We start from the raw sequence: 21,594 nt of genomic DNA, 5'->3' as shown, positions 1-21,594 counted from the left end.
ATGCGTCGTTACCTCCTCGCCCGCCTCGGGCAGTCGGCCGTCACCCTCCTGCTGGCGTCCGTGGTGATCTTCCTGGGCGTCCGCATGCTGCCCGGCGACCCCGCGCTCGCCATGGCGGGCGAGGAGGCCACGCCGGAACGGCTCGCCATGATCCGCGCCGACCTGGGCCTGGACCAGCCGGTCTGGGTGCAGTACGGGCGGTTCCTCGCCGAGGTCGCCTCGGGTGACCTCGGCGAGTCCACCCGCACCGGCGCCTCGGTCGTGAGCATGATCGCGGCCACGCTGCCCGTGACGCTCTGGCTCTCGCTGTACGCGATAGTCGTCGCCGTCGTGTCCGGGGTGGTGCTCGGCCTGCTCGCGGAGCGCTACCGCGGGCGCTGGCCCGAGTGGATGGCGAACGCGGCGGCGCTGACCAGCCTGTCCGTGCCGAACTTCTGGCTCGGCATGCTCGCGATCCTCTACCTGTGCGTCGGGCTCGGGCTGTTCCCCGCGTCCGGCTACGTACCGCTCACCGAGGATCCCGTCGGCTGGCTGGTGCACCTGACCCTGCCCGCGCTCATCCTGGGCACCGGCCTGGCCGCCGTCATCATGCGGCAGACCCGGGCCTCGATGATCGAGACCATGCAGACGGACTACGTGCGCACGGCCCGGGCCAAGGGCCTGGGCCGCACCCGGGTGCTGCTGCGCTACGGGCTGCGCAACTCCCTCATCGTCGTGGTCACGATCGCCGGCCTGCAGCTCGGCGGCCTGATCTCCGGGGCGGTGGTCACCGAGCAGATCTTCGCGCTGCCCGGGTTCGGCAAGCTCACGCTCGACGCCGTCTTCCAGCGGGACTACCCCGTCATCCAGGCCGTCGTGGTGCTGACCACCGTGGGCTACGTGCTGGTCAACCTCGCCGTGGACGTCCTGTACTCCGTCATCGACCCGCGTATCCGAGTGGGAGGCCGCTCATGACCGTCATCGAGCACGGCGAGCTCGCGCCCGCCGTTGTCGCACCCCGGCGCCTGCTCTCCCGGCTGCGGACCCCACAGGCGATCACCGGCGCCGTCATGCTCGCGGTGGTGGTGCTGGCCGGGCTGCTCGCTCCGCTGCTCGCGCCGCACGGACCCGCCGAGGTCCACTTCGACGCGCCGTTCCAGCTGCCGGGCACGATCGGCTACGCGCTCGGCACCGACGACCTGGGCCGCGACGTCCTGTCCCGGATGATGTACGGGATCCGGGCGTCGCTCATGGTGGGGATCGTCGCCGTCGGCCTCGCCGTCGTCGTCGGGACGCCGCTCGGGCTGGCCGCCGGCTACTGGCGGTGGCTCGACGCGCCCGTCTCCCGCCTGACCGACGTGACGCTCGCGTTCCCGTTCCTCATCCTCGCGGTGGGGCTGGCCGCCATCAACGGGCCCAGCCTCTCGGGCGCCGCCGTCTCGCTCGGCATCGCGCAGGTGCCGACCATGGTGCGGGTGGTGCGGGCCGAGACGATGCGGCTCAAGGAGAGCTCGTTCGTGCTCGCCGCGACCGCCATGGACGCCTCGGGCGCCCGGATCCTCGCGCAGCACGTCCTGCCCAACTGCCTGTCCGCGATCATCGTGCAGGCCACGGTCATCATGCCGGCGGCGGTGCTGGGCGAGGCGGTGCTCTCGTTCCTGGGGCTCGGCATCCAGCCGCCCACGCCGAGCCTGGGCATCATGCTCTCGGACGCGCAGCAGTACCTGGGCCGCGCGCCCACCGCCGCGCTGTTCCCCGGCCTGGCCATCGTGGCGATCTGCCTCGGTTTCAACCTCCTCGGGGACGCCCTGCGCGACGCCCTCGACCCGTCCACCGACCGTAAGTGAGTGTCATGACGTCGTTCTCCCCACCCGCCACCCCTGTCACGCGCCCCGACCTGAAGGGCACGTTCGGGATGGTGGGATCCACCCACTGGATCGCCACCGCGAGCGCCCAGGCAGTGCTCGAACGGGGCGGCAACGCGTTCGACGCGGCGGTCGCCGGTGCGTTCGTGCTGCACGTCGTGGAGCCGCACCTCAACGGGCCCGGCGGCGACATGACGGGTGTTTTCGTCACCGCCGGCGCGCCGTCGGCCCCGCGTGTGCTGATGGGCCAGGGCCCCGCCCCGGCGGGCGCCACCATCGAGCACTTCCGGGCCGAGGGGCTCGACCTCGTGCCGGGTTCGGGGGCGCTGGCGGCGGCGGTGCCCGGCGCCGTCGACGCCTGGCTGCTGCTCCTGCGCGACCACGGCACCTGGGACCTGGGCGACGTGCTGGCGTACGCGGTCGGGTACGCCCGCGACGGGCACCCGGTGCTCGGCCGGGTCAGCTCGACCATCTCCCTGGTCAGCGACCTGTTCCGGGACCACTGGCCCACCTCGGCCGCCCGCTGGCTGCCCGACGGCGCGGCGCCCGCCCCCGGCACGCTCGTGACCAACCCGGAGTACGCCGACCTGCTGGACGCGGTCGTCGCGGCGGGCTCCGGGGCGGCGAGCCGCGCGGAGGCCATCGACCTCGCCAGGGTGGCCTGGCGCGAACGCGTGGGCGCGGCCGTCGAGGCGTTCGTCGGCACCCCGCACCGGCACGCCGACGGCGGCGACCACGCGGGCGTCATGACCGCCGCCGACGTCTCCGGCTTCGAGGCCTCCTACGAGGAGGCCTGCACCGCGACGTTCCGCGGGTACACCGTCGCCAAGACCGGCGCCTGGGGGCAGGGCCCGGCCATGCTGGCGGTACTCAAGATCCTGGAGGGGTTCGACGATGCCGCGCTCGACCCGTCCACCGAGCTCGGCGCCCACACGGTCCTCGAGGCCCAGAAGCTCGCGATGGCCGATCGTGACGTCTGGTACGGGGACCCCGCCGCCGACGACGTGCCGCTGACCTACCTGCTCAGCGAGGAGTACGCGGCCCGCCGCCGGGCGCTCGTCGGCGACACCGCGAGCCACGAGGTGCGCCCCGGCGACGTGCCCGGCCGGCCGACGCCGCCCGTGCCCGCGCTGCGCACCGAGTACGCGACGAGCGCCCCGTCCGGCTCGCTGCCGGGCGCGCCGACGGGCGGTGCGGCGGCGGGCATCGGCGAGCCGACGGTCCTCGCGCCGGTGGTCGAGCCTGTCGAGACCCCCGAGCACACCGGTGCCACCCGCGGGGACACGTGCCACATCGACGTCGTGGACCGCTGGGGAAACATGATCTCGGCCACGCCGTCGGGCGGCTGGCTGCAGTCCTCCCCCACGGTGCCCGGCCTCGGCTTCTGCCTGGGCACGCGGCTGCAGATGACGTGGCTGGACGAGGCGTCGCCGTCGGCCCTGGTCCCCGGACGGCGGCCGCGGACCACGCTCACGCCCACGCTCGTGCTGCGCGACGGCGAGCCGCTGATCGCGCTCGGCTCCCCCGGCGGCGACCAGCAGGACCAGTGGCAGCTGCTGTTCCTGCTGCGCGTGCTCGTGGGCGGGTACACGCCGCAGCAGGCGATCGACGCACCGGCCCTGCACACGACGTCGTTCCCCGGCTCGTTCTGGCCGCGCACCTGGACGCCGGGCGGCGCCGTGGTCGAGGACCGGCTCGGTGACGACGTCATCGCCGCTCTGGAGCGCCGCGGGCACGTCGTGACGCGGGCCGGCGACTGGGCGCTGGGGCGCCTGTCGGCCGTGACCCGCGACCCGGCCACCGGGCTGCTCGGCGGCGCCGCCAACCCGAGAGGGGCGCAGGGATATGCCGCAGGACGCTGAGAACGCCGCCGGGGCGAGCCCGGACCGCGGGTCGAGCCTGTCGAGACCACCCCTCCTGTCCGTCCGAGGCCTGAACGTCGCCTACGGCGACACCCCCGTCGTGCGCGACGTCGACCTCGACGTCGCACGCGGCGAGCGGGTCGCGATCGTGGGCCAGTCCGGCTCGGGCAAGTCGACGGTCGTCGCCGCGCTCCTGCGACTCCTGCCCGGCTCGGGCCGGATCACCGGGGGCACCATCAGCCTCGACGGCGAGGACCTCGCCTCCGCCGGCGAGGCCCGCATGCGCGCCGTCCGGGGCGGCCGGATCGCCCTGGTGCCGCAGGACCCGGGCACCAACCTCAACCCGGCCATGCGGCTCGGCGACCAGGTGGCCGACGCCCTGCGTGCCGACGGCCTGCGCGGTGAAGCCGTGCGGCGGCGCGTCGTCGAGCTGCTGGCCGAGGCGGGCGTACCCGAGCCGGAGCGGCGCGCCAAGCAGTTCCCGCACGAGTTCTCGGGCGGCATGCGCCAGCGCGTGCTCATCGCGATGGCGCTGGCCCGGCAGCCCGAGCTGCTGCTCGCCGACGAGCCGACGTCGGCCCTGGACGTCACGGTGCAGCGGCGCATCCTCGACCACCTCGTGGCGCTGGCCGAGGCCCACGGGACCGCCATGATCCTGGTCACGCACGACCTGGGGCTCGCCGCCGACCGCGCCGACCGGGTCATCGTCATGCTCGACGGCCGTATCGTCGAGCAGGGCACCCCCGAGCAGGTCCTGCGTTCGCCGCAGCACGAGTACACGCGGCGGCTGGTCGCGGCGGCCCCGGCCGCCGTCGTCACGCAGGGCGAGGCGACGCGGGCGCCGTCGGCTCCGGTGGAGCGCGACGCGGGCGCCGACGTCGTCACCGTGCGGGACCTGGTCAAGGAGTACCGGGTGCGAGGGCGGGGCGGGCTGCTGCGCGCCGTGGACCACGTGTCGTTCGCGGTGCCGCGCGGCGGGACGACCGCGCTGGTCGGCGAGTCGGGCTCGGGCAAGACCACCGTCTCCCGCATCCTCCTCGGCCTGGAGACACCGACCAGCGGGGAGGCCCTGGTGGACGGCCGGAGCATCGCCGGGGCCTCGCGCACCGAGCGGCGCGCCCTGCGGCGACGCGTGCAACCGGTGTTCCAGGACCCGTACGCCTCGCTCGACCCCACGCACACCGTGGAGCGGATCGTCGACGAGCCCCTGCGGATCTTCGGCATCGGCGACCGGGACTCGCGGCGCGCGCGGGTCGCCGACCTGCTGGACCAGGTGGCGCTCCCGCGGGACGTGGCACACCGGCACCCGGGCGAGCTGTCCGGCGGGCAGCGGCAGCGCGTCGCCATCGCGCGGGCGCTGGCCCCCGAGCCGGAGCTGCTCGTGCTCGACGAGGCGGTCTCCGCGCTCGACGTGCTGGTCCAGGAGCAGATCCTGGAGCTGCTGGGTGACCTGCAGGAACGGCTGGGGGTGTCGTACCTGTTCATCAGCCACGACCTCGCAGTGGTCCGCGGCATAGCGGATAATGTGGTGGTGCTGCGGCAAGGCCGCGTCGAGGAGCAAGGGGCGGTCGACGACGTGTTCCACTCCCCGAGCGCCGACTACACCCGCGACCTGCTAGGAGCCATCCCCGGTGCCGCTTTCGTCCGATGAGCCCGCGCTCGCCGACCCCGTACCGGCCGGCGGCCTACCGACCGGCGGACGGCCGGTGTCGGTCCAGGACGCGATCCGGCGGGACATCATCGCCGGCGTCCTGACCCCCGGCGCTCGTATCACCGAGGCGTCGCTGGCCCAGCGCTACGACGTCTCCCGGGTCCCGGTCCGGGAGGCGCTGCGCGGCCTGGAGAGCGAGGGCTTCATCGACTCCCGGCCGCACGTGGGCTCGCGGGTGGCACCCATCCCGGTGCACGACGCCGACGACCTCTTCGCGGTGCGCGAGGCCCTCGAGGTGGCGACGGCCCGCAGCGCCGCCCGCCGGGCGGCCGCGCTCTACTCGGGCGACGAGAGCCCCGAGAGCTGGTGGCACATCCGCCGCGAGATCGCCGCCCTGCTCGACGCGGGTGACGCGCACGTGGCGGCCGACGACCTGGATCCCCTGGTCGCCATCAACGACCAGATCCACATAGCCATCGCCGAGCTCAGCGGCAGCGCGACGATGACCCGGCTGCTGCGCCAGCTCTCGTGGAAGATCGAGTGGCTCTATGCCGCCGCCGTGCAGCCGCGCGGCAAGCGGCTCTGGCCCGAGCACCGCGTGATCGTGAGCGCCATCGACGCGGGCGACGGCGAGCGCGCCGCGGCGCTGATGGCCGCGCACGTGCGCGAGTCCCGCATCGGCTACCTGCTGCGCTACGGCGTCACGACCCCGAGCTCCGACCCCGTGGTCGCGGCGGCGGTGGAGGAACGCCGGACGGCCGGCACAGGGGTTGCCCGGACATGAGCGAGAAGCGATTCCCCCAGCGCGTCTACCGGGACGGCGAGGAGCCGGACCCCCGGTTCAGCCTCGCCAACGAGCGCACGTTCCTGGCCTGGCTGCGGACGGCGCTCGGGATGTACGCGGGGGCGTTCGCGCTCGAAGCGCTCTCCCTACCGGCCGCGCCCGGCTGGCGCGTGGCCGCTGCCGGTGTCTTCCTCGTGCTGGGCACGGTCGCCGCGGTGCAGGCCTGGCTCGGCTGGGCCGCCACCGAGACGGCGCTGCGCCTGGGCCGGCCGCTCCCCGGCCTCGCCGTCGGCGGGCTGCTCGTCGTGGGCATCGTCGTCGCGGTCGCGCTGGTGACCATCGGGCTGTTCGTATGAGCCGGGCGGCCGACGAGAACGGCGTCTACGACTCCGGCCTGCAGACCGAGCGCACCCTGCTCGCCTGGCGCCGCACATGCCTCGCGTTCGGGGTGGCCAGCCTGGTCGCCATGCGCTTCACGGTCGAGGCCGCCGGCGTGCTGGCGGTCTTCGCGGGCGTGATCGGCGCCGGCCTGGCGGTCGCCGCCTATGTCGCGGCCGCGGTCGGCTACCGGCGCGCCAACGCCGCGCTGCACACCACCGGATCCCTCGACCACGGTGCCGCACCCATCGCCCTCGCCACGGCCGCCGCCCTGGTCCTCGGTGCGGCCTGCGCGGGATACCTCGTGCTGGGCGCGCTGTCCGGCTGACCCCTGCTGCTGGTCAGTGGCGACCCCTACACCCTGCCCGCCACCGCCGGCGTGTCGCGTGCGGTGTGTAGGGATCGACGGCCCGGACTCGCCTGCCTCACATAGACGCGAGCCCGTCACGAATCAGTTCCGCGGCCCTCGGGGCCTCAACCGTCAAGCTCTTGAGCACAATCTCGGGATCGGCATTCTTCCACGTCCGCGCAATCGCATCGGCGATGGTGGCGACGACGGTCAAGTGCTCCTGAACGAGGCCGACCAAGAAGTCGTCGGGGTGCTCAGCAATCAGTCCGTACGGCGCCAACGCCGATGCAGGGAAGTCCCGTAGGTTCTTGGTCACGATCACCTTCGCCCCACCGGTGATCGCGGCGGCCAGAACGTGCCGGTCGTCAGGATCCGGCAGGTCCAACGTGCCGATGAGGCCCTGATGTCCGGTGACAAGCACGTCGCGCAGGGCACTATTCATCAGGTCCCGAGTTCGCTGGAGCTGTTCAGCGCCGAGATCAGGACGATTGGCCTGCAGGTTCCGGAACGTCTCGTCCAGGATCTGGTCGCTCCACTTCGGACGGACCAGCTGCGCGACGCCGACGCGAATCAAGACGTCACGCAACGTGGACGGGTACAGCACGTTCGCGTCGTACAGCGCGACTACCGACATCAGGTCAGACCGAGGTCATAGGTCTCTGCCGAGAGTGCGTCAGCTGCGGCCAGGCGTTCGGCGTCGTCAGCGCGCATGTACTCGACCAACGAGGAAGCCTTGACTCGCCGATGTGTGCCCACGGTGCGATACGCGATCTTGCCCTGTTCCAGCAACCCGATCAGGAACGGGCGCGACACGTTCAGGGCGTCAGCAGCCTGCTGCGTGGTCAGTTCCGCCTGCGCCGGGAGCACGGTCACGCCCTCGCCGTGCGCAAAAGCGGCGAGCACCTGCGCCAGCGCACTGAGCGCTGACCTCGGTACGACGATGTCGGCGCCCTCTTCGACCCGAAGATGGACGGGGCCGTCCGTGGCAGCCGCGGCACCGAGCGCGCGCAGCGCAGACCGAGCCAGCTCCGCATCAGCGGGCCCCGGGATGAGGGGTGTTGCCTCACTCATCACCAACCTCCAGTCGCAACAGTCGAATCAGACGCAACAAACGAAGCGTAGATGACCGGCGACCGCACATCAACGACAACGGAACCCGCGCGACCGCGGCGACCCCTACACCCTGCCCGCCACCGTCGGCGTGTCGCGGCGGTGTGTAGGGGTCGACGGCCTGGGCTCAGAACGACCGGTGGGTCCAGCGGCCCGCCAGCAGGGTGCCCGCTACCGGCATCTTCCGCAGCCCGTCCGCCGCGCCCGTAGCCCCGGCCCCGACCTCGGCGCCAACCTCAAAGGGATCCGCGTCCAGGACCACCAGGTCCGCCGGGCCGCCCGCCGCCGGGTACAGCCCGCGCCCGTCCGTCGAGGCCTCCAGCGCCGTCCGCAGCCCGATCCGCTGCTCGGGGTGCCACGGGTCGCGCCCGTCCCGGGAACGGCTGACGGCCGCCGCGACAGCGACCCACGGGTCGAGCGGTGCGACCGGGGCGTCCGAGCCCAGCGCGAGCACCACCCCGGCGTCGGCCAGGGAGCCGTACGGGAAGGCCCGCCCGGTGCGGCCGGCCCAGTGCCGGTCGGCGACGTCGCGGTCGTCCATGGCGTGCTCGGGCTGGACCGATGCGATCACGCCGAGCTCGGCGAACCGGGCGAGGTCGGTGTCGTCGAGGAGCTGGGCGTGCTCCACCGAGCCGCGCGCGCCCGTCGCGGCGAACGCGTCCAGCGCGAGGGCGTTGGCGTGGTCGCCGATCGCGTGGATCGCGCACCGCAGCCTGCCGTCGTGGGCGCGCTTCATGAGCGGGACCAGCTCGTCGGGCGGCACGGACAGGATCCCGTGCGCCTCGGGCCCCGTCAGGCCGGGGTAGGCGTCGTGGCAGTAGGCGGTGCGGGTGTTGAGCGAGCCGTCCGTGACCACCTTGTACGGCCCCTGCTCCAGCAGGCCGCCCGTGCCGGGCAGCACGTCGCCGGTGCGCAGGCCCGCGGCGAGGACGTCGTCCAGCCAGGGCGTCCAGACGCCCGCCCGGACGCGCAGCGCGTCGAAGCCGCCGGCGAACCGGCGGCGCCAGGTGGTGAGGTTGTCGGTGATCTCCAGGTCGACGACGCCGACCACGCCCCGGGCCGCGGCGGCAGCGGCGGCGTCGGCCACCCAGGTGTCGGCGAGATCGTCCGCCACCCGGTCGACGGCGGCGGCCAGCGGCAGCCACTCGCTCTCCCGCAGCACACCGTCCCGCAGCGGATCGGTGGAGCGCGTGTCGACGCCGACGTACCGCAGGCCGGCGGTGCTCAGCCACGCGCAGTGCAGGTCGCCGGACACGAGGACGACCGGAACGTCGCCCGCCACCGCGTCGAGCAGCGCGGCGGTCGGGACGTCCGGCCACAGGCCGTCCCGGAACCCGTAACCGATCAGCGCGGCGCCGGGCTCCAGCTCCCCTTCCCCCAGACGTGCGCGCACGAGCGCGGCCGCCTCTGCCGCGGATCCGGCGTCCGACACGTCGAGCCGACGCCGCACCAGCGCCCACTGCGTGAGGTGGACATGCTTGTCCCAGAGGCCGGGCAGCACGGTGCGTCCGTCGAGGTCGACGCGCTCCGCCGCCCCGGCGTCGACCGTGCCCACCGGTCCGACGCTGACGACGCGCCCGTCCCGCAGCAACAGGTCGAAAAGCTCGGAGCGTCGGCCGTCGAACGTAGGCCCAGTCGCTCTGGCGCCGCCGGTTGGAGCGACCGACCCTACGTTCGACGCCTCACCCTGGATCAGCCTGGCGCCCGTGAGGAGCAGCGGCTCGCTCATGGCTCCTCCCGGGGACGGCGGTCGAGCTCAGCCCGCATCTCTGCCGCGAGCGCAGGCTGCGCGTAGTGCGGGTCCGACTCCAGCGCCGTCACCACCCGTTCCGCGACGGCACGCGGCTTGTCCTGGCTGAGCTTCGCCTTGCCCTGCCACCGGGTGACGCGCAGGCGGAACCCCGCGGCGCCCTTGGCGATGCGCCGGGCGTACTCCTCGACCCGGGGCAGCCGGACGGGGTCCGGCATGACCGACTCGTACCGGTCGACCGTGTCGGACAGGATCGCGTACGACTCCTGCGGTCCCAGCAGCTCCACCGTGCAGTACAGGTGGACGACGACGTAGTTCCACGTCGACACGGCAGGGGTCATGTCGTACCAGCCGGGAGACACGTACCCGTGTGGTCCCTGGACGATCAGCAGCGACTCGCGTCCGCTGTCGAGCCCGTGCAGCACCTCGTCCGGACGGCCGACGTGGCTGAGCAGGCTCATCGGCTCCCCCGGTGGCGTGTCCTCCAGCAGGACAGGCAGGTGGGAGGCGACGGGCGCGCCGTCGTCGGCCACGGAGACGAGGGTGGCCCAGCCATGTTTGCGGACCAGGTCGCGCACGCGGGCCTCGTCGTCGATCTGGTAGTCGCGGGTCTCGATCACAGGCTCATCGAACCATCCGGAGGGGCCCGTCCGGCACCCGTCGGGTGTGACGGCGACGTAAAACTTTCATTTCGTTCTGAAAGTTCATTGACCTTGCTCGGCGGTATGCGCTCAACTGTTCGGCACCCGAGCACCACCCCGCACAGCGCCCGAGTGCGCCACCGAGTGGAGGACCCATGAACCCGAGACAACGGCGACTCACGGCCTCGGCTGGGGCGGCGCTCGCACTGGCCGTCAGCCTCTCCGCCTGCGGAGCGTCCGCCGACGCCGACGCCGAGGCGGGTGCGTCCGGCGGCTCCATCAGCGTCGCCGTCACCGACCCGATCCAGACGATCCCCGGCCGGCAGACGGTCGCCTACGACCTCAACATGGCCGTGTGGTCGCCGCTGACCTGGGTCGACACCGACGGCGAGCTCACCTACGTGGCCGCCGAGTCCATGGAGTCGGACGACGCCACCACGTGGACCGTCACGCTCCGCGACGGCTGGACGTTCCACGACGGCACGCCGGTGACCGCCCAGTCGTACGTCGACTCGTGGAACGCAGTCGCCTACGGGCCCGACGCCTTCGAGAACTCCGGCCAGCTCGCCGGCATCGCCGGCTACGACGACCTGAACCCGGCGGAGGGAGAGCCGGCCACCACGGAGATGTCGGGCCTCGAGGTCACCGGCGACCTGACCTTCACCGTCACGCTGGAGGGCCCGGACGGTCAGTTCCCGATGCAGGTCAGCCAGGCCCAGACGGCGATGTACCCGATGCCCGCGTCCGCGCTCGAGGACCTGGACGCCTACAACCGGCACCCGGTCGGGAACGGCCCGTTCGCCGTCACGGGCGACTACGTGGAGAACGAGCCGATAGCGACAGAGGCCTACGCCGGCTACCAGGGCCCGGAACCGACGGTCGACAGCATCACGTTCGTGCCCTACGCCGACGCCACCACCGCCTACACCGACGTCCAGGCGGGCAACATCGACGTCGCCAGCGTGCCCGCCGCCCGTCTGCCGCAGGCCTCCGCCGACTTCGGCGAGCGCCTGTACACGTTCGACGCGCCGGGCATCTCGTACCTCGGCCTGCCGCTGTGGGACGAGCGCTACCAGGACGTGCGGGTGCGGCAGGCCATCTCCATGGCGATCGACCGCGCGACCATCTCCGACGTGGTCTACGGCGGCCTCTACACCCCGGCCACCGCGTTCACCCCCGCCGTCGAGGCGGGTACACCCGAGGGCATCTGCGGCGAGTTCTGCGAGTACGACCCCGAGGCGGCGAAGGCCCTGCTCGACGAGGCCGGCGGCTTCGACGGCACCATCGACATCTACTACCCGGGCGGCATCGGGCTCGACGAGCTGTACAAGGCCATCGCCAACCAGCTCCGGCAGAACCTTGGCGTCGAGGCGGTCGCGACCCCGAGCGCCGACTGGGCCGAGTTCTCCGAGAACCGCACGAACGGCGACATCGAGGGCCCGTTCTTCTCCCGGTGGGGCGCTCTCTACCCCAGCCAGCAGAACACGCTGCGCTCGTTCTACGTCGACGGCGGCGGCTGCCCCAACTGCATCCCGTACTACGAGGACGACGTCGCCGACCTGATCGCCGCGGCGGACGCCGAGGCCGACCCGACGGCAGCCGGCGAGGCCTACGCGGCGGTGCAGGAGCGGATCCTGGAGGACTTCCCGGCACCGCCGCTGTTCTTCGAGACCTACTCGTACGTCACCTCGGAGCGCGTCGCGGAGCTGCCGACCTCCGCCGTCGGCAACCCGACCTTCACCGCCGTCGTGCTGGCCGAGGGCGCATGAGCGGGCTGACCCCCGCGGGCCCGCTCGACGCGGGTCTGCTCGACGACGTGCTCGACCGCGCCCGCGCGGTCCCGCCGATCAGCGACTTCCCCACCGTCGACGCGCTGCTGGACTGGTTCGCGGCCCTGGCCGACGACCACCCGGCGCTGGTACGACGGCGGCGCGTGGGGACGTCTCGGCTCGGCGAGCCGATCGAGATGTTCTCGGTCGGCGACGGGCCGCGGCCGCACCTCCTCTTCGCCGGGGTGCACCCCAACGAGCCCATCGGGTTCCGCACCCTGCAGCACCTGGCCGCCGAGCTGGTGGCGGATCCGGAGCTGCGCGCGACGACGGACGCCACGTGGCACCTCGTGCCGTGCATCGACCCCGACGGGACCCGGCTGAACGAGGGCTGGTTCGGCGACCCCGGCGACCGGGCCGCCTACGCCCGGGGCTTCTACCGGCCCGCGCCGACCGAACAGGTGGAGTGGACCTTTCCGTTCGCGTACAAGGACGCCTACTTCGACGACGTCATCCCGGAGACCCAGGCGCTCATGCGCCTGATCGACGAGCTGCGGCCCGAGCTGATGGTCAGCCTGCACAACGCCGAGCTGGGCGGCGTCTACTACTACCTGAGCGAGGACCTGCCCGAGGCCGTCCGCCCGCTGCACGCCGTGCCCGCGGCGCTCGGCCTGCCGCTGGACAGCGGCGAGCCCGAGTCCCCGGCGCTGCGACGGCTGGCGCCGGCCGTGTACCTCGCGGGGTCCAGCCGCGACGAGTACGACTACCTGGAGTCGCTGGGGCTCGACGCCGCCGCGATGGTCGGCGGGGAGGGCTCGGCGGCCTACGCCCGCCGGCACGGGACCGTCACCCTGATCGCCGAGCTGCCGTACTGGTCGCACCCCTCCGCCGACGACAGGAGCGAGACCTCCGCGGACTACGCCGACGTCGTGCGGGCCAAGGCCGAAGCGCTCGTCGAGCTGGGCACCACGCTGACCGGCCTGCTCGACGACGCGCGGCGCGACCTCACCCTGCGCAGCCCGTTCCTGCGGGCCAGCGAGGCGTTCGTGCCGATGATGACGGCGTCGGGCACCAGCGAGCTGGTGCGCGCAGAGCGGCTCCCGTCGCGGCCCGCCACCGGCGCCGAGGTGTTCAGCAACGAGGAGGTGGTGCGCATGTTCCGGCTGCGGTTCGGCGGCATGCTGGTCCGCGCGCTGGAGGCGGAGGCGTCGGCCGGGCTCGCCACGGCCCGGCTGCACCGGGTGCACGCGCGCGCCCGGGCCGTCCACGACGAGTGGCTGGCCGACGCGCAGGCCCTGACGGGCCTGGAGGTGCTGCCGGTGGAGCGGCTCGTCGGCGTCCAGTACGGCGCGACCCTGACCATGTCGCACGTGCTGGCCGCCCGGGCGGGCGGCCGCGGAGGCGGAGGCGGACGCCGATGACGCGGCGCGTAGCCCGGCGCCTGGCCGACCTCCTCGTGGTCTTCCTCGGCGTCACGCTGATCATCTACCTCATGGTGTTCGCTCTGCCCGGCGACCCGATCGCCGCGCTGGGTGGGGACCGGCCGCTCGCCCCGAACGTGGTGGCCGAGCTGCGCGAGCGCTACCACCTGGACGAGCCGGTCCTGCAGCAGTACCTGCGCTACCTGGGCGGGCTGCTGCAGGGCGACCTCGGCACCACGTTCCAGGGCCAGTCGGTGGCCGAGCGGATGGCGCTGCGCTGGCCGGTGACCATCACCCTGGCCTTGACGGCCTGGGGCATCGAGGTGCTGCTCGGCGTCGTGCTCGGCCTGGTCGCCGGGCTGCGCGCCGGGACGGTCAGCGACCGGCTCATCCTGGCCGGCACCGTCGTGGCGACCTCGATCCCCGTCTTCGTCCTGGCGGTCTCCGCGCAGCTCTGGCTCGGCGTGGAGCTCGCCTGGTTCCCCGTCGCGGGCACCGGGGAGGGCTGGCCGACGGCGTACCTGCTGCCCGCCACCGTCATCGCCGTGTTCGGGCTCGCGTCCGTGGCCCGGCTCATGCGCGGCTCCGTCGTCGACACGCTCCGCACCGACTTCGTGCGGACACTCCGGGCCAAGGGCCTGCGCGAGCGGCAGGTGGTCGGGGTGCACGTGCTGCGCAGCTCCGCGATCCCCGTGCTGACGTTCCTGGCGATCGACCTCGGCTACCTGCTCGGCGGGACGGTCGTGGTCGAGGGCGTCTTCAACCTGCCCGGTGTCGGACAGCTCCTGTTCCAGGCGATCCGCGCGCACGAGGGGCCCACCATCGTGGGCGTCTCCACGGCGCTGATCATCGTCTTCCTGCTCACCAACCTGGTCGTCGACCTGCTCGCCTCCGTCCTCGACCCGAGGATCCGCCATGAGTGAACCCCTGACCGAGCCCCTCGCAGTCGCGGCCGCCGGCACCCCGGCACCCGCCGCCCGGCGCGGGGTCTGGCGCACCCTGCGCCGCCGTCCGCTGTTCTGGGTGGCCGCCGCGGTGCTCACGGTGCTCGCCCTGGTCGCGGTCCTCCCGTCGGCGTTCGCCGGCTGGTTCGGCCATCCCGACCCGCGGGCCTGCGACCTGGCCGCCAGCGCCCTGCCGCCCGGCGGCGGGCACGTCCTGGGCACGGACGTCCAGGGCTGCGACGTCTGGGCCAACGCGGTGTTCGGCACGCGGGCCTCCCTCACCGTCGGCCTGCTCTGCACCGCCCTCGCCCTGGCCGTCGCGCTCGTCGTCGGCACCCTGGCCGGCTACTACGGCGGACTCCTGGACCGGATCGTGGCCCGGCTGACCGACGTGTTTCTCGGCTTCCCGTTCCTGCTGGGCGCGGTAGTCATGCTGACGTCGGTCGGCACCCGGTCCGCCGTGACCGTCGCCCTGGTCCTCGCCCTGTTCTCGTGGCCGACGATGGCCCGGCTGGTGCGCGGGTCCGTGCGGACGGTGCGGGACGCGCCCTACGTCGAGGCCGCACGTGCCATGGGCCTGCCCGACCGTCGGATCATCGCCCGGTACGTGCTGCCCAACGCGCTCGGTCCCGTCCTGGCGGTCGCGACGACGATGGTCGGCGGCGTCATCGTCGCGGAGTCGACCCTGACGTTCCTGGGGCTGGGCCTCAACGCGCCGTCGATCTCCTGGGGCCTGCAGCTCTCCAGCGCTCAGTCGTACTTCCAGACGTCGCCGCACATGCTGGTGGCGCCCGGCGTCGTGCTCACGATCACGGTGCTGGCCATGATCACGCTCGGCGACGTGCTGCGCGACGTGCTCGACCCGAGGGGTCGCTCGTGAGCCCGGCGCCCCGGGCTCCTAGGGTGGCCCCATGAGCAGCCACACCCCCGCTGACCCCGCTGACGTGCCGGACGGCGGCGCCGCCGGCGAGCTCGTCCTCGACGCCGAGGTCGAACACTTCGTGGAGCAGTTCGCCCTGACCTGGAGCCCGCGGATGGAGGGCCGGATCATCGCCCTGCTGATGATCGTGGACCGGCCGTACCTGTCCTCGCAGGAGATCGCCAGGCTGCTCAAGGCGAGCGCCGGCGCGGTGTCGACGGGCACCCGGCGGCTGGTGGAGGTGGGGTTCATCAAGCGGCACTCCGTGCTCGGCGACCGGCAGCACTACTTCCGCGTCGAGGACGACATCTGGGGCAGCTTCCTCGCGGGCGAACGGGCCTACCTGGCCCACCTGGAGACCGTGATCGACCACGGGCTCGAGATCGCCGGCGACGCCGAGGGGCCGCACAAACGCCTCGTCAACGCGCGCAACTACAACGAATGGCTCGCCGGATACCACCGCAAGATGCTCGCCGACTGGGAGGCGTACCGCGACGCCCACCTGGCGGACGGAACAGGAGAACCGTGACCGACCCCGCCCCCGTGCTCGAGATCCGCGACCTGACCGTCTCCTTCCGCATCGACGACGGACACGCCCCCGACGTGCAGGCGGTCCGCGGCGTGTCCTTCGACGTGCTGCCGGGCGAGGTGCTCGCCGTCGTCGGCGAGTCGGGCTCCGGCAAGAGCGTCACCTCGCTCGCCCTGCTGGGCCTGCTGGGGCGGCACGCCGTCGTGGGCGGCAGCGCTCGCCTCGCCGGGGCCGGCCGGGAACCCGTCGAGCTGCTCGGGCTCGACCGGCACGCGCTGCAGGACGTGCGCGGACGCCGCGTCGCGATGGTCTTCCAGGACTCCTCCGGCGCGCTCGACCCGGTGTTCACCATCGGCTTCCAGCTCGACGAGATGCTGCGCCGGCACGCGCCCGACCTGTCCCGCACGCAGCGCCACGACCGCGCGGTCGAGCTGCTGGCCATGGTCGAGCTGCCCGACCCCGTCGAACGGCTCCGGTTCTACCCGCACCAGCTCTCGGGCGGCCAGGCGCAGCGCGTGATGATCGCGATGGCGCTCGCCTGCGACCCCGAGGTGCTGCTCGCGGACGAACCGACGACGGCGCTCGACGTCACCGTGCAGCGCGAGGTGCTGGACGTGCTGCGCCGCCTGCGCGAGCGCGTGTCCACCTCGATAGTGCTGATCACGCACGACATGGGCGTGGTAGCCGACCTCGCGGACCGGGTGGTGGTGATGCGCGGCGGCGAGGTGGTCGAGACGGCGCCGGTGCACCAGCTCTTCGACGCGCCCCGCGCCGCGTACACGCGGGAGCTGCTGGCCGCCGTCCCGCGCGTGGGGACGCCGGAACGGCCGAGCGGAGCAGTCGAGACGGACCGGCCCGCCCTCGCGTTCGACGACCTGGTGGTGGAGTACCGCGACCGGCGGGGCCGGGCGGTCCGCGCGGTCGACGGCGTGACGCTCAGCGTGCGCCCCGGCGAGATCGTCGCCCTGGTCGGCGAGTCCGGGTCCGGGAAGTCCTCGATGGGGCGCTGTGCGCTCGGTCTGGCGCCGGTCACCTCCGGGTCCGTGGAGGTGGTGGGCACCAGACCCGGCCACGACTCGCCGCGGACCGTCCGGGCGGCCCGGGCCCGGGTCGGCGTCGTGTTCCAGAACCCCGCCGCGTCCCTCAACCCCCGCTACGCGATCGGGGAGTCCGTCGCCGAGCCGCTGCTGGTCCACGCCGGGCTCCGCGGGGCGGAGCTCGAACGGCGCACGGCGGAGCTCCTGGAGAGCGTGGAGCTGCCCGCGGCGTGGGCGTCCCGCTACCCGCACGAGCTCTCGGGCGGTCAGCTCCAGCGCGTGTCGATCGCACGGGCGATCTCGCTCGGCCCGGACCTGCTCATCGCCGACGAGCCGACGTCGGCCCTCGACGTGTCCGTCCAGGCGACGGTGCTCGACGTCTTCCGAGAGGTGCAGCGGAACCTCGGGTTCGCGTGCCTCTTCATCAGCCACGACCTGGCGGTGGTGGACGAGCTGGCCGACCGGGTCGCCGTCCTGCATCAGGGCCGGCTGGTGGAGACGGGCGAGCGCACGCGGGTGCTGGGACGGCCCGAGCAGGAGTACACCCGGCGGCTGCTCGCCGCCGCCCCCGTACCTGATCCCGTGGCGCAGGCGGCACGCCGGGCAGGGTGAGCGGGGACGACCCCGAACCGGTCGGCCGGACACGACGAGAAAAAAGTTCGTTTCGCGTTCGTATCTTCTGCCCGGATCCGATGGCAATCCTCGCCAGGACGCGTAGGTTGCCCTACGGGCCCCGCACGGGGGCTCATAGGTCAACACAGGAGAGTGAACATGCGCATCTCCCACTCCCGCAGAGCACTCGCCGTCGCTACAGCGACGGCGCTCGCGCTCACCGCGTTCGGCAGCGCAGCCGGAAACGCGGCCGACGAGCCGGAGTCGACGCCCGTCCCGATCATCACGCCGGACGGGGCACTGTTCTCGTACGTCGTCAACACCGAGCGCACCGGCGCTCGCGACACGGCCCTCGCGACCAAGGCCATCCAGCGTGCCGACGGCGTTGTCGTGCAGGCCTGGCCGCAGATCGGCGTCGTCGTGGTGCACTCCGCCAACGGCTCGTTCCGCGAGGACGTGCTCGCGGCCGACCGCGTCGGAGTCGTCGAGTCGGTCGGCGCCACCCGCACCGTGTCGCCCACGGAGGGCACCCCCGGCACCGAGACCGCCGAGGGGGCGAAGAAGAGCAGGACCGTCGTGGGCCAGGCCAAGAAGGAAGCCCCCGGCTGGACCGTCGACGAGCCCGCCGGCACCACCGCCGTCCCCGACCCGGGCGAGGCGACGCAGTGGGACATGACGATGATCAAGGCCGACCAGGCCGTGGAGGTCAACCCCGGCTCGTCCCGCGTCGTCGTGGGCGTGCTGGACTCCGGGATCGACGCCTCGCACCCGGACCTGGCGACCCAGGTCGACAAGACCCGGTCCGTGAACTGCACGGACGGCGGCAGGCCGGACCTGTCGGCCACGGGCTGGCTGCCGACCACCTCGGACCACGGCACGCACGTCGCCGGGACGATCGCCGCGGCGCAGAACGGCGTCGGCATCGTCGGCGTCGCGCCGGGCGTCAAGATGGCCTCGGTCAAGGTCGTCAACGACGACGGCTACATCTACCCGGAGTACGCGATCTGCGGCTTCATCTGGGCGGGCATGACCCGCATGGACGTCACGAACAACTCGTACTACATCGACCCGTTCATGTACTGGTGCGAGGACCAGCCCGACCAGGCTGCCGCGAAGGAGGCCGTGCGCCGCGCGGTGGACTTCTCGACGAAGCGTGGCGTGGTGCACGCCGCCGCGGCGGGCAACGCCGCCACGGACCTGGCGAACAACACCACCGACACGTCGAGCCCGAACGACTCGACACCGGTGAACCGGGTGATCAACTCCGGCTGCGAGGACATCCCCGCGGAGCTGGACGGCGTCGTGACGGTCTCGTCCCTGACCCAGGCCACGAACCTCAGCTCGTTCTCGAACCGCGGCCTCGGCAAGATCGACGTCTCCGCCCCGGGCAGCGCGATCCTGTCCACGGAGCTCGACGGCACCTGGGACCTCAAGAGCGGCACGTCGATGGCGTCCCCGCACGTCGCGGGCGTCCTCGCGCTCATGAAGTCGGCGCACCCGCGCTGGAGCCCGGCCAAGCTGGAGGCGGCCGTCCGCAACCAGGCCGACGACCACGAGTGCACCACCACGACGGCCGGACCGGCCTGCGTGGGCACGCTGGACGAGAACAGCTTCTACGGTGACGGCATCACCGACGCCCTGGACGCGGTGACGGTCAAGTAGGTCGTCGAGCAGTTCGAACTCGCTGAGCAGAAGGGCCGCCGACGCAGGTCGGCGGCCCTTCTGTCATGCTCCCGCGGAACTGTGCTTCGTGAAACGGGAGGCGGTCGCTCAGTACTGGTGAGCGGGCCCGCCGATCATGCCGGCGGCGACCGTCTTGTTGGTCGCCTCGTCCACGAGGATGAACGCGCCCGTCTGCCGGTTGGTCTGGTAGGCGTCCACGAAGAGCGGCTGGGTCACCCGCAGCCGGATCCGCGCCATCTCGTTCAGCTTGATCTCGGTCGCGTCCTCGTCACGGTGCAGCGTGTTGACGTCGACGCGGTAGTTGATGTTCTTGACCAGCGCCCGCGCCCACCGGGTGGTGTGCTTGATCGCGTACTTCTTGCCCTGCACCAGCGACGCCGACTCGTCCATCCAGCAGATCTGGGCGTCGATGTCCTGCGTGACCGTCGGTGCGTTGTTCGGGCGGCAGATCATGTCGCCGCGCGAGATGTCGATCTCGTCCGCCAGGCGCACGGTCACCGACATGGGCGGGTACGCCTCGTCGACGGGACCGTCCGCCGTGTCGATGGACGCGATGGTCGTCTCCAGGCCGGCCGGCAGGGCCAGCACCCGGTCGCCGGGCTTCATGACGCCGGACGCGACGGTGCCCGCGTAGCCGCGGTAGTCGCGCGTGTCGTTCTGCTGCGGCCGGATCACGTACTGCACCGGGAAGCGCACGTCGACCAGGTTGCGGTCGGAGGCGACGTGCAGCCGCTCGAGGTGGCTGAGCAGCGGCGAGCCGTCGAACCACTGCATGTTCTCGGACCGCGTCACCACGTTGTCACCCGCGAGGGCGGACACCGGGATGAAGGTCAGGTCGGGCACCCGCAGCCGGGAGGCGAACTCGGTGAACTCGGCCCGGATCTTCTCGAAGACCTGCTCGTCGTAGTCGACCAGGTCCATCTTGTTCACGCAGACCACGATGTGCGGCACGCCCAGCAGCGTGGCGAGGAACGTGTGCCGGCGCGACTGCTCGACGACGCCCTTGCGCGCGTCGATGAGGATGAGCGCCACGTCCGCCGTCGAGGCGCCGGTGACCATGTTCCGCGTGTACTGGATGTGGCCAGGCGTGTCCGCGATGATGAACTTGCGCTTGGGCGTCGCGAAGTAGCGGTACGCCACGTCGATGGTGATGCCCTGCTCGCGCTCGGCCCGCAGGCCGTCCGTCAGGAGCGAGAGGTCCGCGTAGTCGTCGCCGCGGTCCTTGCTGACCTGCTCCACCGACTCGAGCTGGTCGGCGAAGATCGACTTGCTGTCGAACAGCAGGCGGCCGATCAGCGTGGACTTGCCGTCGTCGACCGAGCCGGCCGTCGCGAACCGCAGGAGGTCGCCGCTGACGACGTCGTGCGCCTCAGGAGCTGAACCCGTCTCCGGGAGAGTCGTCGTCATCAGAAGTAGCCTTCCTTCTTGCGGTCTTCCATGGCGGCCTCGCTCACCTTGTCGTCGCCGCGCGTGGCGCCGCGCTCGGTGAGGCGCACCGCCGCGACCTCCTCGACGACGTCGCGCAGCGTGGTCGCGGTGGACTCGACGCAGGCCGTGAGGTTCGCGTCCCCGACCGTGCGGTAGCGCGTGGACAGGACCTTCGGGGTCTCGCCGTCCTTGAGCGGGGTGAAGTCGTTGACCTCGTAGAGCATGCCGGCCCGCTCGACGACCTCGCGCTCCTTGGCGAGGTAGAGGTCGGGCAGGTCGATGTTCTCGGCCTCGATGTACGCCCAGATGTCCAGCTCGGTCCAGTTGGACAGCGGGAACACCCGGATCGACTCGCCCTGGTGGACGCGGCCGTTGTACAGGTTCCAGATCTCGGGGCGCTGGTTCTTCGGGTCCCACTGGCCGAAGTCGTCGCGGAAGGAGAAGACGCGCTCCTTGGCGCGGGCCTTCTCCTCGTCGCGCCGGCCGCCGCCGAACAGGGCGTCGAAGCCGTGCTTCTCCGCGGCCTCCAGCAGCACCGGCGTCTGGATCCGGTTGCGGGAACCGTTGGGCTCCTCCTGCACGAGCCCGCGGTCGATCGCCTCCTGGACCGAGGCGACGACGAGCTGCACGCCCGTGCGCTCCACCCACCGGTCACGGCAGCTGAGCACGGTCTGGAAGTTCAGCCCGGTGTCGACGTGCATGATCGGGAACGGGACGCGCGCCGGCGCGAACGCCTTGACGGCCAGGTGCAGCATGACGATGGAGTCCTTGCCGCCGGAGAACAGCAGACACGGCCGCCCCATCTCGGCGACCACCTCGCGCATGATGTGGATGCTCTCGGCTTCCAGGCTGCGCAGCTGGCTCAGGACGTGACTCTTCACTC

The 21,594-nt window shown here is 72.5% G+C and carries 20 protein-coding genes; 14 read left to right on the top strand and 6 right to left on the bottom strand.

Annotated features, from left to right (window positions below):
• Genes ACNYC2_RS03090 through ACNYC2_RS03060 form a run of 7 tightly spaced genes read left to right on the top strand, consistent with a single transcriptional unit; the run spans nt 1 to nt 6,847 of the window.
• On the top strand, nt 1-954 hold the full coding sequence (locus tag ACNYC2_RS03090) for an ABC transporter permease (protein WP_419705640.1): 954 nt from the start codon (nt 1-3) through the stop codon (nt 952-954).
• A complete protein-coding gene (locus tag ACNYC2_RS03085; RefSeq protein ID WP_419705639.1) occupies nt 951-1,826 on the top strand; it encodes an ABC transporter permease in 876 nt (291 codons plus the stop codon). The genes ACNYC2_RS03090 and ACNYC2_RS03085 overlap by 4 nt, the downstream gene beginning before the upstream one ends.
• A 5-nt stretch (nt 1,827-1,831) precedes the next feature.
• Nucleotides 1,832-3,706 (top strand): gamma-glutamyltransferase family protein, encoded by a 1,875-nt coding sequence (locus ACNYC2_RS03080; RefSeq protein WP_419705638.1) that lies wholly within the window; start codon nt 1,832-1,834, stop codon nt 3,704-3,706.
• Nucleotides 3,690-5,357, top strand: coding sequence for a dipeptide ABC transporter ATP-binding protein (locus ACNYC2_RS03075; RefSeq protein ID WP_419705637.1), 1,668 nt, complete (start codon nt 3,690-3,692; stop codon nt 5,355-5,357). The genes ACNYC2_RS03080 and ACNYC2_RS03075 overlap by 17 nt, the downstream gene beginning before the upstream one ends.
• Nucleotides 5,338-6,141, top strand: a complete 804-nt coding sequence (locus ACNYC2_RS03070; RefSeq protein ID WP_419705636.1) for a GntR family transcriptional regulator — start codon at nt 5,338-5,340, stop codon at nt 6,139-6,141. Before ACNYC2_RS03075 ends, ACNYC2_RS03070 begins: the two co-directional genes overlap by 20 nt.
• A complete protein-coding gene (locus ACNYC2_RS03065) occupies nt 6,138-6,497 on the top strand; it encodes a YidH family protein (RefSeq protein ID WP_419705635.1) in 360 nt (119 codons plus the stop codon). Before ACNYC2_RS03070 ends, ACNYC2_RS03065 begins: the two co-directional genes overlap by 4 nt.
• Nucleotides 6,494-6,847, top strand: coding sequence for a DUF202 domain-containing protein (locus tag ACNYC2_RS03060; protein WP_419705634.1), 354 nt, complete (start codon nt 6,494-6,496; stop codon nt 6,845-6,847). The genes ACNYC2_RS03065 and ACNYC2_RS03060 overlap by 4 nt, the downstream gene beginning before the upstream one ends.
• Before the next feature lie 97 nt (nt 6,848-6,944).
• Here the strand turns inward: ACNYC2_RS03060 and ACNYC2_RS03055 are convergent, their stop codons facing one another.
• The 4 genes from ACNYC2_RS03055 to ACNYC2_RS03040 form a co-directional block, all read right to left on the bottom strand.
• A complete protein-coding gene (locus ACNYC2_RS03055; RefSeq protein ID WP_419705633.1) occupies nt 6,945-7,502 on the bottom strand; it encodes a PIN domain-containing protein in 558 nt (185 codons plus the stop codon).
• Nucleotides 7,502-7,939: a helix-turn-helix domain-containing protein gene (locus tag ACNYC2_RS03050; RefSeq protein ID WP_419705632.1), complete on the bottom strand. Its 438-nt coding sequence runs from the start codon at nt 7,937-7,939 to the stop codon at nt 7,502-7,504. The genes ACNYC2_RS03055 and ACNYC2_RS03050 overlap by 1 nt, the downstream gene beginning before the upstream one ends.
• A 166-nt stretch (nt 7,940-8,105) precedes the next feature.
• Nucleotides 8,106-9,707, bottom strand: coding sequence for an amidohydrolase (locus ACNYC2_RS03045; protein WP_419705631.1), 1,602 nt, complete (start codon nt 9,705-9,707; stop codon nt 8,106-8,108).
• Nucleotides 9,704-10,348: an FMN-binding negative transcriptional regulator gene (locus ACNYC2_RS03040; RefSeq protein ID WP_419705630.1), complete on the bottom strand. Its 645-nt coding sequence runs from the start codon at nt 10,346-10,348 to the stop codon at nt 9,704-9,706. The genes ACNYC2_RS03045 and ACNYC2_RS03040 overlap by 4 nt, the downstream gene beginning before the upstream one ends.
• A gap of 176 nt (nt 10,349-10,524) precedes the next feature.
• Between ACNYC2_RS03040 and ACNYC2_RS03035 the strand changes: the two genes are divergently transcribed.
• The 7 genes from ACNYC2_RS03035 (at nt 10,525) to ACNYC2_RS03005 (ending at nt 19,262) form a co-directional block, all read left to right on the top strand.
• A complete protein-coding gene (locus tag ACNYC2_RS03035; protein WP_419705629.1) occupies nt 10,525-12,138 on the top strand; it encodes a peptide ABC transporter substrate-binding protein in 1,614 nt (537 codons plus the stop codon).
• The gene (locus tag ACNYC2_RS03030; protein WP_419705628.1) at nt 12,135-13,559 is read left to right on the top strand and encodes a M14 family zinc carboxypeptidase; all 1,425 of its coding nucleotides are present in this window, start codon (nt 12,135-12,137) and stop codon (nt 13,557-13,559) included. The genes ACNYC2_RS03035 and ACNYC2_RS03030 overlap by 4 nt, the downstream gene beginning before the upstream one ends.
• A complete protein-coding gene (locus ACNYC2_RS03025; protein WP_419705627.1) occupies nt 13,556-14,482 on the top strand; it encodes an ABC transporter permease in 927 nt (308 codons plus the stop codon). Before ACNYC2_RS03030 ends, ACNYC2_RS03025 begins: the two co-directional genes overlap by 4 nt.
• Nucleotides 14,475-15,383 carry an ABC transporter permease gene (locus tag ACNYC2_RS03020; protein ID WP_419705626.1) on the top strand — a complete coding sequence of 303 codons (909 nt, stop codon included), beginning with the start codon at nt 14,475-14,477 and terminating at the stop codon, nt 15,381-15,383. The genes ACNYC2_RS03025 and ACNYC2_RS03020 overlap by 8 nt, the downstream gene beginning before the upstream one ends.
• A 31-nt stretch (nt 15,384-15,414) precedes the next feature.
• Nucleotides 15,415-15,951 (top strand): GbsR/MarR family transcriptional regulator, encoded by a 537-nt coding sequence (locus tag ACNYC2_RS03015; RefSeq protein WP_419705625.1) that lies wholly within the window; start codon nt 15,415-15,417, stop codon nt 15,949-15,951.
• Nucleotides 15,864-17,600 carry a dipeptide ABC transporter ATP-binding protein gene (locus ACNYC2_RS03010; RefSeq protein WP_419705624.1) on the top strand — a complete coding sequence of 579 codons (1,737 nt, stop codon included), beginning with the start codon at nt 15,864-15,866 and terminating at the stop codon, nt 17,598-17,600. Before ACNYC2_RS03015 ends, ACNYC2_RS03010 begins: the two co-directional genes overlap by 88 nt.
• A 159-nt stretch (nt 17,601-17,759) precedes the next feature.
• Complete coding sequence (locus ACNYC2_RS03005; protein WP_419705623.1) at nt 17,760-19,262, top strand: S8 family peptidase; 1,503 nt, start codon at nt 17,760-17,762, stop codon at nt 19,260-19,262.
• A 108-nt stretch (nt 19,263-19,370) separates the two neighbouring features.
• On the opposite strand, the gene cysN is transcribed toward ACNYC2_RS03005, so the two are convergent.
• Together cysN and cysD are read right to left on the bottom strand one after the other, a co-directional pair.
• Entirely contained in the window at nt 19,371-20,690 is a 1,320-nt protein-coding gene (gene cysN, locus ACNYC2_RS03000; protein ID WP_419705622.1) for a sulfate adenylyltransferase subunit CysN, read from the bottom strand.
• Nucleotides 20,690-21,592, bottom strand: a complete 903-nt coding sequence (gene cysD / locus ACNYC2_RS02995; RefSeq protein WP_419705621.1) for a sulfate adenylyltransferase subunit CysD — start codon at nt 21,590-21,592, stop codon at nt 20,690-20,692. Before cysD ends, cysN begins: the two co-directional genes overlap by 1 nt.
• Nucleotides 21,593-21,594 lie beyond the last annotated feature (2 nt).

It is taken from the genome of Promicromonospora sp. NFX87 (assembly GCF_048564965.1).
In the GTDB taxonomy this organism is placed as follows: domain Bacteria; phylum Actinomycetota; class Actinomycetes; order Actinomycetales; family Cellulomonadaceae; genus Promicromonospora.
Note: the sequence above shows the minus strand (reverse complement) of the source record. Positions and strands in the feature narration are given on the sequence as shown.

Excerpts from the sequence above, each read along its gene's own strand:
- ACNYC2_RS03065 (WP_419705635.1), top strand. The coding sequence starts at position 6,138 with ATGAGCGAGAAGCGATTCCCCCAGCGCGTCTACCGGGACGGCGAGGAG.
- ACNYC2_RS03050 (WP_419705632.1), bottom strand. The coding sequence starts at position 7,939 with ATGAGTGAGGCAACACCCCTCATCCCGGGGCCCGCTGATGCGGAGCTG.
- ACNYC2_RS03060 (WP_419705634.1), top strand. The coding sequence starts at position 6,494 with ATGAGCCGGGCGGCCGACGAGAACGGCGTCTACGACTCCGGCCTGCAG.
- ACNYC2_RS03080 (WP_419705638.1), top strand. The coding sequence starts at position 1,832 with ATGACGTCGTTCTCCCCACCCGCCACCCCTGTCACGCGCCCCGACCTG.
- ACNYC2_RS03085 (WP_419705639.1), top strand. The coding sequence starts at position 951 with ATGACCGTCATCGAGCACGGCGAGCTCGCGCCCGCCGTTGTCGCACCC.
- ACNYC2_RS03020 (WP_419705626.1), top strand. The coding sequence starts at position 14,475 with ATGAGTGAACCCCTGACCGAGCCCCTCGCAGTCGCGGCCGCCGGCACC.
- ACNYC2_RS03090 (WP_419705640.1), top strand. The coding sequence starts at position 1 with ATGCGTCGTTACCTCCTCGCCCGCCTCGGGCAGTCGGCCGTCACCCTC.
- ACNYC2_RS03005 (WP_419705623.1), top strand. The coding sequence starts at position 17,760 with ATGCGCATCTCCCACTCCCGCAGAGCACTCGCCGTCGCTACAGCGACG.
- ACNYC2_RS03010 (WP_419705624.1), top strand. The coding sequence starts at position 15,864 with ATGGCTCGCCGGATACCACCGCAAGATGCTCGCCGACTGGGAGGCGTA.
- ACNYC2_RS03015 (WP_419705625.1), top strand. The coding sequence starts at position 15,415 with ATGAGCAGCCACACCCCCGCTGACCCCGCTGACGTGCCGGACGGCGGC.
- ACNYC2_RS03045 (WP_419705631.1), bottom strand. The coding sequence starts at position 9,707 with ATGAGCGAGCCGCTGCTCCTCACGGGCGCCAGGCTGATCCAGGGTGAG.
- cysN (WP_419705622.1), bottom strand. The coding sequence starts at position 20,690 with ATGACGACGACTCTCCCGGAGACGGGTTCAGCTCCTGAGGCGCACGAC.
- ACNYC2_RS03025 (WP_419705627.1), top strand. The coding sequence starts at position 13,556 with ATGACGCGGCGCGTAGCCCGGCGCCTGGCCGACCTCCTCGTGGTCTTC.
- ACNYC2_RS03075 (WP_419705637.1), top strand. The coding sequence starts at position 3,690 with ATGCCGCAGGACGCTGAGAACGCCGCCGGGGCGAGCCCGGACCGCGGG.
- ACNYC2_RS03030 (WP_419705628.1), top strand. The coding sequence starts at position 12,135 with ATGAGCGGGCTGACCCCCGCGGGCCCGCTCGACGCGGGTCTGCTCGAC.
- ACNYC2_RS03055 (WP_419705633.1), bottom strand. The coding sequence starts at position 7,502 with ATGTCGGTAGTCGCGCTGTACGACGCGAACGTGCTGTACCCGTCCACG.
- ACNYC2_RS03035 (WP_419705629.1), top strand. The coding sequence starts at position 10,525 with ATGAACCCGAGACAACGGCGACTCACGGCCTCGGCTGGGGCGGCGCTC.